Raw genomic sequence first — 16,028 nt, 5'->3', positions numbered from 1 at the left:
CTGCTACGACGGCGCCCGCGCGCACCTTCGGGCCGCGGCGCCGGACGATGAATATCTAGTACTTGAGACTAATCGCAAGTAGTTGATACTCTGGCGGGGATGGGAGAGAACCGCATGGCAACGGACGCCGGTCCGGCGACGCTGAGCACCGGACCCGGGGGTGTCGACATGGCTGATGTGCCGGACGGCTTTGTGCCGCTGCGGATCAAGCAGGTGGTACGCGAAACCCGCGACGCCGTGTCGATCGTTGTCGATGTTCCGCAGGGCAGTGCGGCACAGTTCGGCTACCAAGCCGGACAATTCCTGACGCTGCTGGTCAGCATCGACGGACGCGAGTACCGGCGCTGCTACTCGATGTCGTCGTCCCCCGCCGTCGGCGAAGACCTGCGCATCACGGTCAAACGCGACCGCGACGGCGCGGTGTCGAACTGGCTCAACGACACCGCCGCACCCGGCGACCAGCTGTACGCCCTACCGCCGCAGGGTCGCTTCGTCTTGAACGACACCGACCGAGAGCTGGTCGCGTTCGCCGGCGGAAGCGGCATCACGCCGGTGTTCTCGCTGCTGCGCACCGCGCTGGCGTCCGGCACGCGCAGCGCGCGGTTGTTCTACGCCAACCGGAATCGTGACGCGGTGATCTTCGATGAGGCCCTGCAGGCGCTGGAAAGACAGCACGCAGACCGCTTCGTCCTGCACCACCATCTCGACGACCAAACCGGCTTCGCCACCCAAGCGGACATCGCCGCGTTCCTCGAGAACACCGACGGCGCCGACTTTTACGTCTGTGGGCCGAACGAGTTCATGGAGACGGTGCGGGCCGCCCTGGGTGGGGCGGGGGTGCCAGCCGACCGCCTGCACATCGAGCACTTCGACGTGACCGATGTGACCGCGGCGGCGCCGCCCGACGCCGACGCGGTCACCGACGAGGTCACCATCGTGCTGGACGGATCGACGACCACCGCGCCGTACTACGCGGGCAATACGTTGCTGCAGACGGCCCGCATGGCGGGGCTGCGGGCGCCGTCCTCGTGTGAAATCGGTTCGTGTGGAACGTGTATGGGCCGCCTGACGCAGGGCAGTGCCCGGATGATCAACAACGATGCGCTCGACCAGGACGAGGTCGACGAAGGCTGGGTGCTGACGTGCCAGGCGGTGCCGACCAGTCCCACGGTGCGGGTGGTCTACGAATGAGCGAAAAGGCGGTGGACGGTGGAGCGGTTGCGATGACGCGGGTGGCGGTGGTGACCGGCGGCGCCTCAGGCATGGGGGAGGCGACTTGTCACGAATTGGGTCGGCGCGGCCTCAAAGTGGCCGTCCTCGATCTCAATGAGCATGCGGCGCAACGTGTCACGGACGACCTGCGCGCCGAAGGCGCGACCGCGCTCGCGGTGGGCGCGGACGTCACCGACCGGTCCGCTGTGGAGCAGGCATTCGCGAAGGTGCGCAGCGAACTGGGGCCGGTGACGGTCCTGGTGACCAGCGCCGGGATGTTCGGGTTTTCGCCCTTCCTGGACATCACCGCCGAATCCTGGTCGCGGATCATCGATGTCAACCTGACCGGCACGTTTCATTGCTGCCAGGTCGCGCTCCCCGACATGGTGGAGGCGAACTGGGGGAGGATCGTGATGATCTCGTCGTCGAGCGCCCAGCGCGGATCCCCGTTCGCCGCCCACTATGCGGCGTCCAAAGGGGGCGTGATCACGTTGACCAAGTCACTGGCCCGCGAATACGCGCCGCACGGGATCACCGTCAACAACATTCCACCCTCGGGCATCGAGACACCGATGCAGCACCAGGGCCAGGCCGCCGGGTACCTGCCCTCCAACGAGCAGATCGCCAGCAATATCCCGTTGGGCTACCTGGGAACCGGGGCCGATATCGCGGCGGCGGTGGGATTTTTATGTTCGGAAGAAGCAAGGTACATCACCGGTCAGGTCTTGGGTGTCAATGGCGGATCGGTGATGTGATAGTGAGGGATGCGATGACCAGATCAGGCCGGCCGCCGGAAGGCTCCTGGACCGAGCACTACCCCGAATTGGGAACCGGGCCCGTCTCTTTCAGAGATTCGACGTCACCGGAGTTCTACGAACTCGAGCGGGAAGCGATCTTCAAGCGGGCGTGGCTCAACGTCGCCCGGGTGGAGGAATTGCCCCGCGTCGGCAGCTATCTGACCAAAGAGATCGAAGTCGTCGGGGCGTCGGTGATCGTGGTCAAAGGCAAAGACGAGCGAATCCGCGCCTTCTACAACGTGTGCCGGCACCGCGGAAACAAACTGGTGTGGAACGACTTTCCCGGTGAAGAGACCCGCGGGACGTGCCGGCAGTTCACCTGCAAGTACCACGGTTGGCGCTACGACCTGCAGGGCGAGCTGAAGTTCGTGCAGCAGGAATCGGAGTTCTTCGACCTCGATCCGGGAAAGTACGGATTGCGTTCGGTGCACTGCGACGTGTGGAACGGCTTCGTCTTCATCAACTTCGACAGCGAACCGCGCCAGAGCCTGCGCGAGTTCCTCGGCCCGATGATCACCGGCCTCGACGACTATCCATTCGGCAAGCTGACCGAACGCTACGACTGGGTGGCCCACAACAACAGCAACTGGAAGATCTTCGCCGACGCCTTCCAGGAGTACTACCACGTGCCCTCGCTGCACTCACAACAGGTGCCGTCGGAGGTGCGCGACCCCAACGCCGGATTCACCTGCGGGCATTTCCAACTCGACGGCCCGCACCGGTTGGTCTCCACCGCCGGACGGCGCCGCTGGCTGTTGCCGCCGGAATACATGTACCCGATCGAGCGGGCCACCCGCAGCGGTCTGGTGGGGCCGTGGCGGACCCCGGACATCGGCGAGCTGCCGGCCGGCCTCAACCCGGGAGGGATCGAGCCCTGGGGGATCAGCAACTTCCAGATCTTCCCGAACATCGAGATTCTGATCTACGGCGGGTGGTATCTGCTGTACCGGTACTGGCCCACCTCGCACAACACGCACCGGTTCGAGGCATACACCTACTTCCACCCGGCGAGCACCGTGCGGGAACGCATCGAACACGAGGTCGCCGCGGTGGTGCTCAAAGAGTTTGCGCTGCAAGACGCCGGGATGCTGGGTGGTACGCAGGCGGCGCTGGAGTACGGCATCGTCGACGACTTCCCCCTCAACGACCAAGAGATCTTGGTGCGCCACCTGCACAAGGTCGTCGTCGACTGGGTCGAAGCCTATCGCCGCGAACAGGATCCGGTGGGGGTGTGACCATGCATCCCATGTTGCCCAGCGCATTCGCCGAGCTGGAGGACTACGCCCAAACCTGGTGCCTGGCAACCGAGACCGAGCGCTGGAACGCCCGGGTCGGTGCGTCGATGCCGGAGCTGCTTGGCTTCTACGACGCGTTCTTCCCCCGCCTCGAAGAGGCCATCGACTACTGCGACAAGTTTCCGCTCGACAACCTGCCGGACGACGCGCTGAACCTGTTGCACATGATCTATTCGCTGATCATGGTCGCCATGGCGGTCGAGATCATGCATCAACCGGCCCCGGTCGACGCCGCCGACGCGGTCATGACCCGGACCGGCTGGCCGGTGCCCTGATTCATCCCTTCTCCGAAAGGTCCGACCATGGGTCTGCTGACCATCACGAAACTCACCGAGTCCGTCGGCGCCGAAGTCGCGGGCCTCGAGCCCACCGCGCTGGCCGACGACGACTCGGTCGGTGCCGCGGTGTTGGATGCGTTGGAAGACAACGGGGTTCTGGTCTTCCGTGGGCTGCACCTCGACCCGGCGGCCCAGGTCGGCTTCTGCCGTCGCCTCGGTGGAGTCGATCACTCCTCCGACGGTCACCATCCGGTACCCGGCATCTACCCGATCACCCTGGACAAGTCCAAGAACGCCTCAGCCGCCTACCTGAAGGCGACCTTCGACTGGCACATCGACGGCTGCACGCCGCTGGGTGAGGAATGCCCCCAGAAGGCCACGGTGCTCTCGGCGGTGCAGGTGGCCGAATGGGGCGGGGAGACGGAGTTCGCCAACAGCTACGCCGCGTACGACGCCCTGACCGATGAGGAGAAGGAGCGGTTCGGCGCCTTGCGTGTGGTGCACTCACTGGAAGCGTCCCAGCGCCGCGTGTATCCCGACCCTTCACCGGAACAGGTGCAGCGCTGGCGATCTCGGCGTACGCATGAGCATCCGCTGGTGTGGACACACCGCAGCGGCCGCAAATCACTCGTGCTGGGCGCCTCCGCGGATTACGTCGTCGGCATGGATCTCGACGCGGGCCGGGCACTGTTGGATGAACTCCTGGACCGCGCGACCGCGCCCGAGAAGGTCTACAGCCATAACTGGTCGGTCGGGGACACCGTCATCTGGGACAACCGCGGGGTGCTGCACCGTGCGGCCCCGTACGACCCGAACTCCCAGCGCGAGATGCTGCGCACCACCGTGCTCGGCGACGAGCCGATCGAATGACGGCAGCCGACCAGCATCCGCTGCGTCTGACACCGTTGCCCGCCGACGAGTGGGACGAGCGCGCCCGGGAAGCGTTGGCATCCCTGATCCCGGTCGAGCGGGCCAATCCCGTTGGTGCGGGCAATGTTTTGTCGACGCTGGTCCGCCACCCCGACCTGACGGCGTCCTACCTGCCGTTCAATGCCTACCTGCTGACCCGCTCGACGCTGTCGCCTCGGGTGCGAGAAGTCGCGCTGCTTCGCGTGGTGCATCAAAGCAAGTGCGGCTACCTGTGGTCGCACCACCTTCCCATCGCCGCGCGGGCGGGCCTGTCCGAATCCGAGATCGACGACATCCGGTCCGGCCGCTGCGCCGACCCGACCGACCAAGCCGTGATCCGGGCCGTCGACGACCTCACGGGTGACAGCACGATCGGCGAAACGACCTGGGATGAACTGTGCCGCCTGTTCACCCAGCAGCAATGCATGGATCTGATATTCACCATCGGTGGCTACCTGCTGCTGGCCTTGGCCGTCAACACGTTTGGCGTCCAAGACGAGGCACGGTAGAGCTCGGCCTCACCCCGAATGTGGCGCGCGGGCTGACTCACGTAATAGGCGACTTGCGAAAGCGCCGGCCCATGCGCTCTCGCGTTCGCGAACCGTCTCATGGTCGGTGCTATCTTCTCAGCTATCTCTCAGCGGACCCGCCTTACGCTGGAGCTCTCGAATAGACCTCAACTTTGTGCCGTGCGGGGGGTCGATGATGAAGATCGCGTCCGTCATCGCCCGTCAGCTGCTGGACTGCAAGGCTCGGCCGCTGGTCGAGGTTGAAATCACCACTGACACCGGTCATGTCGGCCGCGGCGCGTCACCGACCGGCACGTCCGTCGGCTCGCACGAGGCGTTCGTCCTGCGTGACGGCGACCGAACGCACTACAACGGGCTCAGCGTGCACCGCGCGATCGCCGCCGTCACCGACGAAATCGCTCCCGTCCTGTTCGGCGCGGAACTCGACGATCCGCGGTCCCTCGACAGAATCATGATCGAGCTCGACGGCACGCCGGACAAACACCGACTCGGCGGCAACGCGATCTACTCCACGTCGATCGCGTTGCTGCGCGCGGCCGCCGCGGCCGCGGGCATGCCCGCCTACACTTACGTCGGCGCTCTGCTCGGACTCAAGCCCCCCACCACCGTCCCGGTGCCCAGCTTCAACATGATCAACGGCGGTCATTATGGGGATGTCTGTCAGACGTTCAGCGAATTCCTGGTCGTGCCGTATCGTGCGGACTCCGTCGCCGCGGCGGTGGAGACGGGTGTGAGCGTGTTCGCAATGCTCGGCGAGGTGCTTGCCGTGCGACTCGGCCGCACACCGACGCTGGCGTCGTCCTACGGATACGTCGCGCCGTCCAGCGATCCGCACGTCGTCCTGGAAATGTTGGTCGACGCGGTCGAGCGCGCCGGCTGCGCCGACGTTGTCGCGTTCGCGCTCGACTGTGCGTCCAGCGAGGTATACGACAGCAGCTCTGCGACATACGCATTCAACGGCGAGAGGGTCACCGCGGCGGCGCTGATCGACTATGCGCGGGAACTGTCGACGGAATTCCCGATGCTGTTCATCGAAGACCTGCTCGACGGGGATGACTGGGCCGGATTCTCCAAAGCGGTGCAGACGGTCAACCGTTCGATCATTCTGGGGGACGACCTGATCGTCACCAACCGCGACCGCTTGCAGCGGGCCGTCGAGACGTCGGCCGTTGACGGCTTCATTTTGAAGCCCAACCAGGTCGGGACCATCGCCGAGGCGCTGGACTGCTTCGAATACGCCACGCGGAACGCTATTTTGGCGATCCCCTCGGGGCGGTCGGGTGGTGTCATCGACGATGTGGTGATGGACCTGGCGGTGGGGTTGGGGGCGCCATTTCAGAAGAATGGCGCGCCGCGCTCGGGTGAGCGCATCGAGAAGCTCAACTTCCTGCTGCGTGCAGCTGAAGGCATCCCAGACTGCGCACTGGCGGACGTGCCGGCACTGGTGCGGTTCTGAGCGCATCCCGGTTCAGCGGCCGGCGAACACCGCCAGCTCGATCGCCACCGCGGCCCCGCAGACCACCGACACGATCGAAAGTGCTATCCAATCATTCAGTTTCGGCCGCGACACGACCGCCGAGATCTGGCCAGCTCCGCCACGGGCGGTGATCGCATCGCCCATCTCGTCGGCGCGGCGCAGTGTCACGGTGATGACCGCGACGATCAGATCGATCACCTCTACCGCTCGTCGCCTCACGCGGGCCCTGCGGGTCCGCGGTGTGTGTTTGGGTCGCAACCGGCGAGCGGCTTGGAGTACCCGGAATTCGTCGATCAGCATCGGGAAGGTGCGCAGTGCGAGAGCCAAGGCGGCCGACCAGTCATCGATGGGGATCCGCAATGGCCGCAACCGGCGACCCAACGCGGCCACCGCGGGCGCGATTTCGGCGATATTGGTGGTCCACGACACCATCGCGCCGAGGCCGAGTAACACGACCGACATCGCGGTGACGCGCAGGAAGTCCAACAGGCCGCCGAGGCCGATGGAGGCGGTGCCCAAGTGGATCACCGGGCTCCCGCCGGCCAATGTCGCAGTGATGCCGACGATGGCCAGCACGATCCAAAGCCAGCGCGGCACTGACGGCAGCACGCCTCGGGGAATATGTGCTATCCACACGCCCGCCAGCAGGAGCGCGGCCGCCAGTGCGATCGCCACCCAGCCTGGGAAGAATGCCAACAACACCGAAATACCAAAAACGGTAATCAGTTTGGTGCCGGCCCAGAGCCCGTGCACGGCGGATCGCCCGGGCACCGGGCGCAGCAGTACAACGGGGCGAGGCGGGCGACGGGCCGCGCGCTTGGCCGGCAACGTCGTGGCCGGCGTATCGCGTTGGGCCGCACCGGATGCCGGTTCAAGCGAACCGTCACTGAGGTGCACGATGCGCGGGCACAGCTCTTCCAGCCCGGCGAAGTCATGCGAAATGACCACCACGGTCAGGCCCGTGTCCCGCCGCCGGTCCGCGAGCAGCTGGACAAGACCGCGCTGGCTGGCGGCGTCCAGCCCCGCCAGTGGCTCGTCGAGTATCAACATCCGCGGCGACCGTGCCAGCAACCCGGCCAGGACCACGCGGCGCATCTGGCCGCCGCTGAGCTGGTCAATCCGCCGCTTGGTCAGCGCGGCATCCAAGCCGACGACCGCCAGCGCCGCGGTCACCCGGTCGTGATCGTCAGGCGAAAAGCCAGCCGCAGAGGCCACTTCCAGGTCTACCCGGCTGCGCATCAATTGCAGCCGGGCTGCCTGGAACTTGAGTGCGACCATGCCGACCTGCTCAGCGACGGGGCGCCCGTCAAGCAGACAGGTACCGGTCGTCGGTTTCGTCAATCCTGCCATGATCCACGCCAGCGTGGACTTTCCGGAGCCATTGCCGCCGTGGATCAGCAGCCCGTCGCCCTCGTGGACCGCGAAGCTGACATCGCGGAGCGCGGTGTTCGCCCAGGGGGTGCCACTGCCGTATTCGTGGCCGACACCCACGAGTTCGAGCAGCGGCGCGTGGGAATGCCGGCCCACCGCTACGGTCGGCGCCGGCGCGGCCGCGGTCTCGACCATGGCGGTGTTATCCAGCGAGGCGCTGAGATCGATTGTGCGGTCGGCGGATTCGGCCTCATCGCTGTAGTGGGTGACGTAGACCAGGGTTGTGCCGTAACGGTCGGTCAGGCCGGACAGCACGGCCAGCAATGCGTCCCGGCCCTTCTGATCGACCATGGCGGTGACCTCGTCGGCGATGATCAGCGACGGTTCGCGCGCCAGCGCGGCGGCCACCGACAGCCGCTGCAATTCACCGCCGGACAGGCCACCGGTGTCGCGTTCGGCGAAGCCGTCGAGGCCGACCTCCCTCAGTAGCCGGTCCACGTCCGTGGTCTTGCCGGGCGGCAGCCCCCAGACCACATCGTCGGCGACCCGCGTGCCCAGCACCTGGCTTTCCGAGTGCTGCATCACCAGCGCGGTGCCACCGAGCTGACCGAGCCCCACCGCGCCGGGGCGTTCGACAGTGCCCGATGTCGGTTCGCGGCCGGTCAGTATCAGCGTCAGCGTGGTTTTCCCCGAGCCGTTGGCGCCGGTGACCGCGACGTATTCGCCTGCCCGCACGTCCAGGCTGACCGCACGCAGCGCGTCATGGTCAGCGTGCGGGTAGCGGAAGCGCACCTCGTCCAGCCGCACCGGCACCGGCCCAATCGGTCCGCTTTCGGGCAGGGCGTCCAGTTTGTGAACATCGGGAACGCCGCGCAGCCGCTGCAGCACGCGTGACAGCGCCCACCAACCAATCACCGAAGCGACCGTGATCGCGATGGCGGCGTATCCGACAACCAGCCACTGCCAGTAATTCAACGCTTCGGCGAAGAACCGCTTGAACTCCTGCGCCGGCGCCTGTAGGTGTGGAACCCGCGCCATGACCGCCGCGACTCCGTCCGCCGTGGCGGCGATCGCGCCGAACACCAGGTGCCGGAACCGCGCCAGGACGGTCAGGGCGATGACCACCGCGACACCGACGACGACACCGGCGACGAGGGACACGGCGATCACCGTCGGCGTGCCGCGGTTGCGGCGCTTCACGATTCCGGCCAGCCCGCCGACGTAGGCGCAGAGCAGAACCGTCATGAATCCGCTCAAGCCGACTACCAGGAAGCCGATCACACCGGCGGCGACCGTCGCGGTGATCAGCACCCGGATCCGGTAGCGATAGGCGAGCAGGCCCATCGGCACGGCTCCCAGCAAACCCAGCCCCCCCGCGTGCGGGAGGACGACCGCAACGATCGCGATCGCCGCGCACAGGGCACCCATCACCGACGCCTGCGCCAGTTCATTGGGCCGTAGCGATGGAGTCCGTGACGGCGCGATCGCCGCGGTGGCTGTCACGCCACGATTATGCCCGTCGTCAAATGCGCTCTCTTATCAGATTTTCAGGTAGCGCTTGTCGGTGGGGCTCAGCGCTGCGGCAGCGGGTGAGTACGCACCAGCGTCGGCCACCAGAACCACGGTCCGAGGATGCGCAGGATGCACGGCACGACGAACGAACGCACGATCAGGGTGTCGAGCAGCAGGCCGATGCACACGGTGGAGCCCACCTGACCGATGGTTCGCAGATCGCTGGTGAGCATGGCCAGCATGGTGAACGCGAACACCAGACCCGCGGACGTCACCACGCCCCCGGTGCTGCCGAGCGCGCGGATGAGACCCGTGTGAATGCCGCCGTGCAGTTCCTCCTTGACCCTGTTGATCAGCAGCAGGTTGTAGTCCGACCCGACGGCCACCAGGATGATGAACGTCAGCGGTAGGACGAGCCAGTGCAGGTGCAATCCGACGAGGTGCTGCCAAAAGAGGATGGACAGGCCGAACGCCCCGGCGTAGGAGAAGGCCACCGTGCCGGGAATCACCAAGGCCGCCACCAGACTTCGGGTGATGAACATCATGATCAAGAAGATCAGCACGAATGCCGCGATCGCCGCGATCAGCAGATCCGACATCGCGTACTGCTTGATGTCCTTGTCGTTGGAGCCCGAGCCCCCGATGTAGACCCGGGCGCCGGCCAGCGACGTCTCTTTCAGGAGCGTCTTGATCGCGTCGGGGAACTGTTCGACATGCTCCACCCCCTCGGGGCCCATCGCGTCGCCCTCGTGGGTGACGATGAAGCGGGCGGCCTTGCCGTCGGGCGACATCATCAGCTTCATGCCGGCCTTGAGGTCCTCGTTGTCGAAGGCCTCGTGCGGGATGTAGAAGAAGTCGTCGCTGCGGGACTTGTCGAAGTCGTTGCCGACGTTGATCAGGTCGTCGAACGTCTGGTCGGTTTGGATGGACTGCAGATCCGCCGACCCGTAACTGTTGACCAACTTCAATTGCAGCGCCTCGGTGTCGTCAGCGGTGGCCTTCAGTTGGGCGATGATCTGCGGGAAGGCCTTATCCACTTCTGCGAGGGAAATTTCGGCTTTGTCGATATCTTCGGCCAGGTGGTCGATGTGATCGATCGTGTCCCACAACGATCGGAACGCCCAGCAGATGGGGATGTCGAAACAGTGCTTCTCCCAATAGAAGTAGCTCTTGATCGGACGGAAGAAATCGTCCAGATTCGAGACTTCCTCGTTCATCTCGTTGCTGACCCTTTTCAGGTCCTCGACGGTGAGCACCGTCTGGTGCAGTTCGTCGGAGACCTTCTGGAAAAAGCCGATCTCCTTTCGCAACACCGCGACTGAGTGCGCCTGGATCTCGGCCTGCGCATCGGTGTTGGAATTCTGCTCCCTGTTGAACGGGAGTTGTTGGCCGTTGCCGCTGCCCTGCGTGGTGAACAGGTAGGGAATGCTGGCGTGCTCGAGCGCACGGCCCAAGGGCCGCGTCATCCCTTGCACCATCGCCACGCCATGCAGCCGGATCAGGGCCCTGGCGACCCGGTCCAACGAGATGAAGTCGGCCGAGTTGCGCATATCGTGATCGGTCTCGACCATCAACATCTCGGAGAACAGCTTGCTCTTCGGGAAATGCCGATCGGCGGCCTGGAAGCCGAGATTCGCAGGCGCACCGGCCGGTTGGTACTGCCGGTCGTCGTAGTTCTGCCGGTAGCTCGGCACAAAGATCGCGCCGAGCATGACGACGGCGGAACTGGCCACCAGGATCGGCACCGGCCAACGCACGACGCTCGCGCCGATGCGCCGATAGAGCCGCCCGTGGACGTTGGTTCTCGGATCGAACATCCCGAAGAGGCTGCCGACGGTCAACACCGCCGGACCCAACGTCATCGCCGCGGCGATGGTGAACAACATGGTGATCGCGACCGCCGGTCCCATGGTGTGGAAGTAGTTCAGCCGCGCGAACGTCAAGCAGTAGCAGGCGCCGGCGATCGTCAGCCCAGACCCGATGATGATGGGCGCCACGCCCTTATAGGCGATGTAGAAACTATCCTCCCGGCTTTCGCCGGCCTGTCGCGCCTCGTGATATCGGCCCATCAGGAAGATGCCGTAGTCGGTCCCCGCCCCCAGGGTCAGCGCGATGACGATGTTCACCGCGAACGACGACAATTCGATGTATCCGTAATGGCCGAGGGTCGAGACAACCCCCTTGGCGACCAGCATTTCGATGAGGACGCCGAGCAAGGGCACCAGCAGGGTTGACGGGGTTCGGTACACCAGCAGCAGCATCACGACGATGAGGATGATCGTGACGATCGTGACGTTGTTCAGGCTGGCATTGGCGATGGCGAGGGTGTCGGCGGCCAGGGGGGCCGCGCCGCTGACGTAGACCTTGAGCCCGGGTGGCGGCGTGTCCTTTTTGATGATGTCGCGCACGGCGTCCACGGACTGGTTGGCCTGAATCTGGCCGATGTCGCCGGCGAGCCGAAGCAGCACATAGGTGCACTTGCCATCGACGCTTTGCGCCCCGGCCGCGGTGAATGGTTTGCCCCACAAATCCATCACGTATTGCACGTGCTTGGTGTCGTTCTGCAGGCGGCGCATCAAATCGTCGTAGTAGCGGTGATCCTGGTCGCCCAGTCGCCGGTTCGCCTCGAACACGACCATGGTCAAGTTCGTCGAGTCGGATTCGTGGAACTTTTCGCCGATGTGCAGCAGCGACCGCTGCGAGGGTGCGTAGTGCGGGACCATCGGCCCGGCGAGCTCTTCTGCGACCCGTTCCACTTGGGGCATAAAGGTATTCGTGGTGACCGCAAGAAGGCCCCAGAAGAAGATGATCGGAATCGCAAGGGCGCGGACCATTTTGGGGATGAAAGGACGCTTGACCCGGGGCTCGTCGAGGCGATGCCCGGTCATGCCGACTTCACCCTGCACTGGACGTCGGCGTCCTGATGGTCGCCCGATTGTTCGTCGCGGATAACGCCGTCCACCAGCATTCGACACCCGACCTGACCGCCATGAACGTGCACCGAGATGCTGCCGGACGCCACCGTGAGCGTGGTGGTCTCCGTGTGGGTCCACGGCAGGGTCGTGATGTCTACCTGATGCGGATGGCCGTCGATGTCGACGTAGACGAGCTTCCCGCCTTGCCCGGCGGAGCCGAACACCTCATAGGTGATCCGCTTGAGATTGAACTCCTCGGGTGCCTGCGGACCGTTGACGGTGATGACCGGCTCCGGTTCGGAGAACTGATGCACCTTGTACATGCACAGCAGACCCATGCCGATCGCGACGACGGCGACCAACGGCATCCAGATCCGCGCCAGCGCAGTCCTGCCGGCTGAACGAGGGCTCACTCGATCACCTCTCGCGACCCGGACCGGACATCGTGTTTGTGCCCTCCGCTCTCGCCCTCGCGCCCGTCAAATAGTAGACGGTCATGTGCTCAATTGACACATCATGGTGCAAAGGCCAGGAACACCGCAACCCGGTCTTGTCTTGCCTCAGGCCACTTTCTTCAGCCGCCGCCGCAACCGGGCGCTGCGGCGAATCTGAATCGCCAGGTTCGTCGAGGTCAGCATGGGGATCACTCCGAGGAAGGTCCGCTCGGACGGCGTCGCTCCATGCAGGTGATAGAGGCTGCCGAAGACGAAAAAGCAGCTCAACATGAACAACGCGCCGGGGATGCACAGGGTCATCAACGATCCGCGGTCGGCAACCACTTGCTTTGCGTAGTCCAACTCGTCCTGCGACATCGGTTCGCCTTTACGCACCTTGTGCAGAACCGCTTTGGCGCTCCCGATTTCTTCGCTGACCGGAGTGGTCGTACGGCGCTCCAAGCGGTTTACGTGCACGGCAGCGACGGCCGCCACGATCAACGCCAGCGCGAGGCTGACGGCGGTCAGCAGACCATATAACGCTGAACTCATTCTCCAGTCCTTGCTGCCTCGGACCAACGAAACTCGTGAAGAACGCTACCCCAGCCAATGAACAGGGGCGTCAATGTTTTCCGGAGTCGCGGTCCTTGATCACGTCGCGGACGACCAATCCCAGCAGGAAGAGCAGGGCGAGCGGCACGAGTAGCTTGAAGATGATCGAGGCGTGGCTGTACAGCAGGCCGTAGGCGATCGCCCCGATCAGCACCATGGCGAGCAGGATGCCGCGATTGATCTTGTCCGTACTCATTCGGAAAACCTCACTTGTCGATGGCATTGCGGTGCTTGCGATTTCGGCGCACGACGAACCAGAGCAGTCCGGCCATCGCCACGGCGATGCCGGAAATGACCAGCATCACCTTCAGCCAGGCCCAGTCGTCGTGCTTCTCGTGGGCGACGGGCGAGGTTGCCACCGGCGCGTCGGCGGGGACGCGGATACCGGCCAGCTTGCTGACGAACGCACTCGTCGTCGCGTACGGGTCGGGTCCATGATCGGCGGCCGACTGATTCATCAATCCATCGACGCTGTCCGCAATGACCTTGGGCACCTGGTAGGCACGCACGTGATAGCCGTGCGAGTCGATGACGACGATCACCCCGCTGAATTTCGGATCCCGCCCCAACATGACGGCGTGGATGGCATCCGCGGTGGTCACACCGCTGTTACCGGGCGCCACCGCCGCCACCCAGATCGGCGCCTGGCCGCTCCACGCCCACGGGCCGGCGAGGATCTGTCGATTCAGTTCGTCGACGTTCTGCAGCGGCGGCCTCGCCCCGGGGTCGGTCACCACATGCGTCTCGGAGTTGAACCTGGCCACCAGTTCGTCGGTGTAGGCGTCGGCCGAGGCGCACGGAGCGAGCAGCATTGCCAGCGCCACGGTCAACGGGACGAGGACAAGGCCACGGAATCGGAATATCACTGTTCTCCTGCCACGAGTCGTTGGGCCGATCCTGGCTGCCGCCCTCAGTGGGCGCCACTCAAATTCAGCGTGACGACGCCGGCGATGATCAGACCGACACCGACGACCTTGGTCGGCGACAGCGACGATCCCAGGAACAGCACGGCGATCAGCACGATGAGCGCCGTGCCGATGGCCGACCACAACGCGTAGGCGACGTCGGTCTGCATGCCGCGCGAAATCGACACCGCCAACAGCGCGAACGAGATGGCGTAACCGGTCAGGCACACCACGGTCGGCCAGAGCCGGGAGAAACCTTCGGTGCTCTTGAGCAGGCTGGTCGCCACCACTTCCGCGAAGATCGCGCCGAGCAGGTACAGGTAGGTCAACATGCCCGACAACGCTAGCCGCGCGCAAGGCGAACCTGACAGACTGATCACCCTGGCGCGGCGGCCGTTCGGAAAGGAGTTGCGTGCGATGGCGTTTCCCGCTCACGTGTTGAGCCTTGACGTCAGCGACGCGATCGGCGAACGGGCAGCTCTGGCGGCAACCTATTACCCCGCGCGCACACGCGCGGCGACCGCGGTGCTCGTCTGCTTGCCGGGGGGCACCTACAGCCGCGAGTACTGGGACCTCGACATTCCCGGCCATGACGGGTACAGCTTCGCCGAATTCGCCACCGAGGACGGCTACGCGGTCGTGACGATCGATCCCTTGGGCACCGGCGCAAGCTCACAACCGGTCCGTGATTTCGATTTCGCCGACATCGCCGCCGCGCTGGCCCGTGCCGTCCGCGCTCTGCCTGACACCATCGGCGTCGACGCGCCGCCGGTGGCCGTGGCGCATTCGCTGGGCGGATACCTCGCCCTCACCCAGCAAGCGCTGTACCCCAGCTACTCCGGCATGGCGATTCTCGGATGCACCAATCAGCACGTCGCGCCGCTGAATCTGGATGCGGCATTCATCGCCCGCGCCGGGTCCCCGCAAGGCCGCGCCGAGCTCGCCCAGGAGATCCTCTCCGCCTTGCCGCAGCCGTATTTCGAGGGCCCCCGCGAGCATCTGCAGAGCTGGTTTCACCTCGCCGACGTTCCTGCGGCCGTCGTCGCCGCCGACTCCGTCACCGCCAAGTCGGTCGTGCCGCGGGTGTTCGGCACGGCGATGATCCCCGGTGTCGTGGCCGAGCACGCGGCGCGGATCGATGTCCCGGTGCTTCTCGGTTTCGGCGTCGTCGATGTCTCACCGGATCCCCGCGCCGAGGCGGGCCTGTACCGGAGTTGCCCCGACATCACCACCGTGGTGTTGGCCGACAGCGCGCACTGCCACAACATGGCGTCGAGCAGGCACCGGCTGTGGCGGCGACTGCTGGATTGGACCGCGACCGTGGTGTGCGGATCGTGACGAAGGGCCTCGACCGCCGCCTGGCCCGTCACGCTCCGGCCGTGCTGAGCGCGTTTCGCCTCGTCTACGGTCTGCTCTTCGCCGCCTACGGGTCGAGGAGCCTCCTCAATTGGCCCGTCCACTCGCCGGTCGTCGTGGAGTTCGGGTCCTGGCCCGGCTGGTATGCCGGACTGATCGAGATCGTCGCCGGTCTGCTCGTCGCCGCCGGGATGTTCACGCGCACCGCCGCGTTCATCGCGTCGGGGGAAATGGCGGTCGCCTACTTCTGGATCCATCAGCCCCTGGCCCTCTGGCCCGTCGCCGACCCACCGGGTGGCAACGGCGGAGCGCTGTCGATCCTCTTCTGCTTCGCGTTCTTCCTGCTGGTGTTCACCGGCGGGGGCGCCTATTCGATCGACGCGCTGCGCGGCAGGAGGCTTCCCCTCACCCGGCGATAATGGCAT

General features: G+C 65.3%; 15 protein-coding genes and 1 pseudogene. 9 read left to right on the top strand and 7 right to left on the bottom strand.

Annotated elements, in window-relative coordinates; translation table 11 throughout:
* The first annotated feature begins 99 nt into the window (after window positions 1-99).
* From AC0KS4_RS18075 to eno, 7 genes are all read left to right on the top strand, one after another.
* Entirely contained in the window at window positions 100-1,191 is a 1,092-nt protein-coding gene (locus tag AC0KS4_RS18075) for a ferredoxin--NADP reductase (protein ID WP_225326476.1), read from the top strand.
* A 32-nt stretch (window positions 1,192-1,223) separates the two neighbouring features.
* Window positions 1,224-1,967 (top strand): SDR family NAD(P)-dependent oxidoreductase, encoded by a 744-nt coding sequence (locus tag AC0KS4_RS18070; RefSeq protein ID WP_225326580.1) that lies wholly within the window; start codon window positions 1,224-1,226, stop codon window positions 1,965-1,967.
* Window positions 1,968-1,981: 14 nt separating this feature from the next.
* Window positions 1,982-3,244, top strand: coding sequence for an aromatic ring-hydroxylating oxygenase subunit alpha (locus AC0KS4_RS18065; RefSeq protein WP_225326477.1), 1,263 nt, complete (start codon window positions 1,982-1,984; stop codon window positions 3,242-3,244).
* Window positions 3,241-3,579: a hypothetical protein gene (locus AC0KS4_RS18060; RefSeq protein WP_225326478.1), complete on the top strand. Its 339-nt coding sequence runs from the start codon at window positions 3,241-3,243 to the stop codon at window positions 3,577-3,579. Before AC0KS4_RS18065 ends, AC0KS4_RS18060 begins: the two co-directional genes overlap by 4 nt.
* 27 nt (window positions 3,580-3,606) lie before the next feature.
* Window positions 3,607-4,452: a TauD/TfdA dioxygenase family protein gene (locus AC0KS4_RS18055; protein WP_225326479.1), complete on the top strand. Its 846-nt coding sequence runs from the start codon at window positions 3,607-3,609 to the stop codon at window positions 4,450-4,452.
* Window positions 4,449-5,000, top strand: a complete 552-nt coding sequence (locus tag AC0KS4_RS18050) for a carboxymuconolactone decarboxylase family protein (RefSeq protein WP_225326480.1) — start codon at window positions 4,449-4,451, stop codon at window positions 4,998-5,000. The genes AC0KS4_RS18055 and AC0KS4_RS18050 overlap by 4 nt, the downstream gene beginning before the upstream one ends.
* A 193-nt stretch (window positions 5,001-5,193) precedes the next feature.
* Entirely contained in the window at window positions 5,194-6,477 is a 1,284-nt protein-coding gene (gene eno, locus AC0KS4_RS18045) for a phosphopyruvate hydratase (RefSeq protein ID WP_238956578.1), read from the top strand.
* 12 nt (window positions 6,478-6,489) lie between these two features.
* Here the strand turns inward: eno and AC0KS4_RS18040 are convergent, their stop codons facing one another.
* From AC0KS4_RS18040 to AC0KS4_RS18010, 7 genes and pseudogenes are all read right to left on the bottom strand, one after another.
* The gene (locus AC0KS4_RS18040; RefSeq protein ID WP_308193085.1) at window positions 6,490-9,297 is read right to left on the bottom strand and encodes a DUF2232 domain-containing protein; all 2,808 of its coding nucleotides are present in this window, start codon (window positions 9,295-9,297) and stop codon (window positions 6,490-6,492) included.
* Window positions 9,298-9,440: 143 nt separating this feature from the next.
* Window positions 9,441-12,269 carry an MMPL/RND family transporter gene (locus tag AC0KS4_RS18035; RefSeq protein WP_238956577.1) on the bottom strand — a complete coding sequence of 943 codons (2,829 nt, stop codon included), beginning with the start codon at window positions 12,267-12,269 and terminating at the stop codon, window positions 9,441-9,443.
* Complete coding sequence (locus AC0KS4_RS18030) at window positions 12,266-12,664, bottom strand: MmpS family transport accessory protein (protein ID WP_225326582.1); 399 nt, start codon at window positions 12,662-12,664, stop codon at window positions 12,266-12,268. The genes AC0KS4_RS18035 and AC0KS4_RS18030 overlap by 4 nt, the downstream gene beginning before the upstream one ends.
* Before the next feature lie 192 nt (window positions 12,665-12,856).
* Entirely contained in the window at window positions 12,857-13,282 is a 426-nt protein-coding gene (locus AC0KS4_RS18025) for a hypothetical protein (protein WP_225326483.1), read from the bottom strand.
* 70 nt (window positions 13,283-13,352) lie between these two features.
* Complete coding sequence (locus tag AC0KS4_RS18020; protein WP_225326484.1) at window positions 13,353-13,538, bottom strand: hypothetical protein; 186 nt, start codon at window positions 13,536-13,538, stop codon at window positions 13,353-13,355.
* Window positions 13,539-13,554: 16 nt separating this feature from the next.
* Window positions 13,555-14,208: pseudogene (locus AC0KS4_RS18015) on the bottom strand (hypothetical protein); the annotation flags it as partial.
* Window positions 14,209-14,252: 44 nt separating this feature from the next.
* Window positions 14,253-14,576: a DMT family transporter gene (locus tag AC0KS4_RS18010; RefSeq protein ID WP_225326584.1), complete on the bottom strand. Its 324-nt coding sequence runs from the start codon at window positions 14,574-14,576 to the stop codon at window positions 14,253-14,255.
* Window position 14,577: 1 nt separating this feature from the next.
* Between AC0KS4_RS18010 and AC0KS4_RS18005 the strand changes: the two genes are divergently transcribed.
* Both AC0KS4_RS18005 and AC0KS4_RS18000 read left to right on the top strand, forming a co-directional pair.
* The gene (locus tag AC0KS4_RS18005) at window positions 14,578-15,585 is read left to right on the top strand and encodes an alpha/beta fold hydrolase (protein ID WP_238956576.1); all 1,008 of its coding nucleotides are present in this window, start codon (window positions 14,578-14,580) and stop codon (window positions 15,583-15,585) included.
* Complete coding sequence (locus AC0KS4_RS18000) at window positions 15,582-16,022, top strand: DoxX family protein (protein WP_225326486.1); 441 nt, start codon at window positions 15,582-15,584, stop codon at window positions 16,020-16,022. The genes AC0KS4_RS18005 and AC0KS4_RS18000 overlap by 4 nt, the downstream gene beginning before the upstream one ends.
* Window positions 16,023-16,028: the final 6 nt, after the last annotated feature.

It is taken from the genome of Mycobacterium sp. NTMscope_MAC_12 (assembly GCF_976985675.1).
This window is presented reverse-complemented; position numbering and strand designations above follow the sequence as displayed.

Coding starts and splice junctions, on each gene's coding strand:
- AC0KS4_RS18075 (WP_225326476.1), top strand. CDS start 100: ATGGGAGAGAACCGCATGGCAACGGACGCCGGTCCGGCGACGCTGAGC.
- AC0KS4_RS18070 (WP_225326580.1), top strand. CDS start 1,224: ATGACGCGGGTGGCGGTGGTGACCGGCGGCGCCTCAGGCATGGGGGAG.
- AC0KS4_RS18065 (WP_225326477.1), top strand. CDS start 1,982: ATGACCAGATCAGGCCGGCCGCCGGAAGGCTCCTGGACCGAGCACTAC.
- AC0KS4_RS18055 (WP_225326479.1), top strand. CDS start 3,607: ATGGGTCTGCTGACCATCACGAAACTCACCGAGTCCGTCGGCGCCGAA.
- AC0KS4_RS18050 (WP_225326480.1), top strand. CDS start 4,449: ATGACGGCAGCCGACCAGCATCCGCTGCGTCTGACACCGTTGCCCGCC.
- eno (WP_238956578.1), top strand. CDS start 5,194: ATGATGAAGATCGCGTCCGTCATCGCCCGTCAGCTGCTGGACTGCAAG.
- AC0KS4_RS18040 (WP_308193085.1), bottom strand. CDS start 9,297: ATGGGTGCCCTGTGCGCGGCGATCGCGATCGTTGCGGTCGTCCTCCCG.
- AC0KS4_RS18035 (WP_238956577.1), bottom strand. CDS start 12,269: ATGACCGGGCATCGCCTCGACGAGCCCCGGGTCAAGCGTCCTTTCATC.
- AC0KS4_RS18030 (WP_225326582.1), bottom strand. CDS start 12,664: ATGCCGTTGGTCGCCGTCGTCGCGATCGGCATGGGTCTGCTGTGCATG.
- AC0KS4_RS18025 (WP_225326483.1), bottom strand. CDS start 13,282: ATGAGTTCAGCGTTATATGGTCTGCTGACCGCCGTCAGCCTCGCGCTG.
- AC0KS4_RS18020 (WP_225326484.1), bottom strand. CDS start 13,538: ATGAGTACGGACAAGATCAATCGCGGCATCCTGCTCGCCATGGTGCTG.
- AC0KS4_RS18005 (WP_238956576.1), top strand. CDS start 14,578: ATGCCCGACAACGCTAGCCGCGCGCAAGGCGAACCTGACAGACTGATC.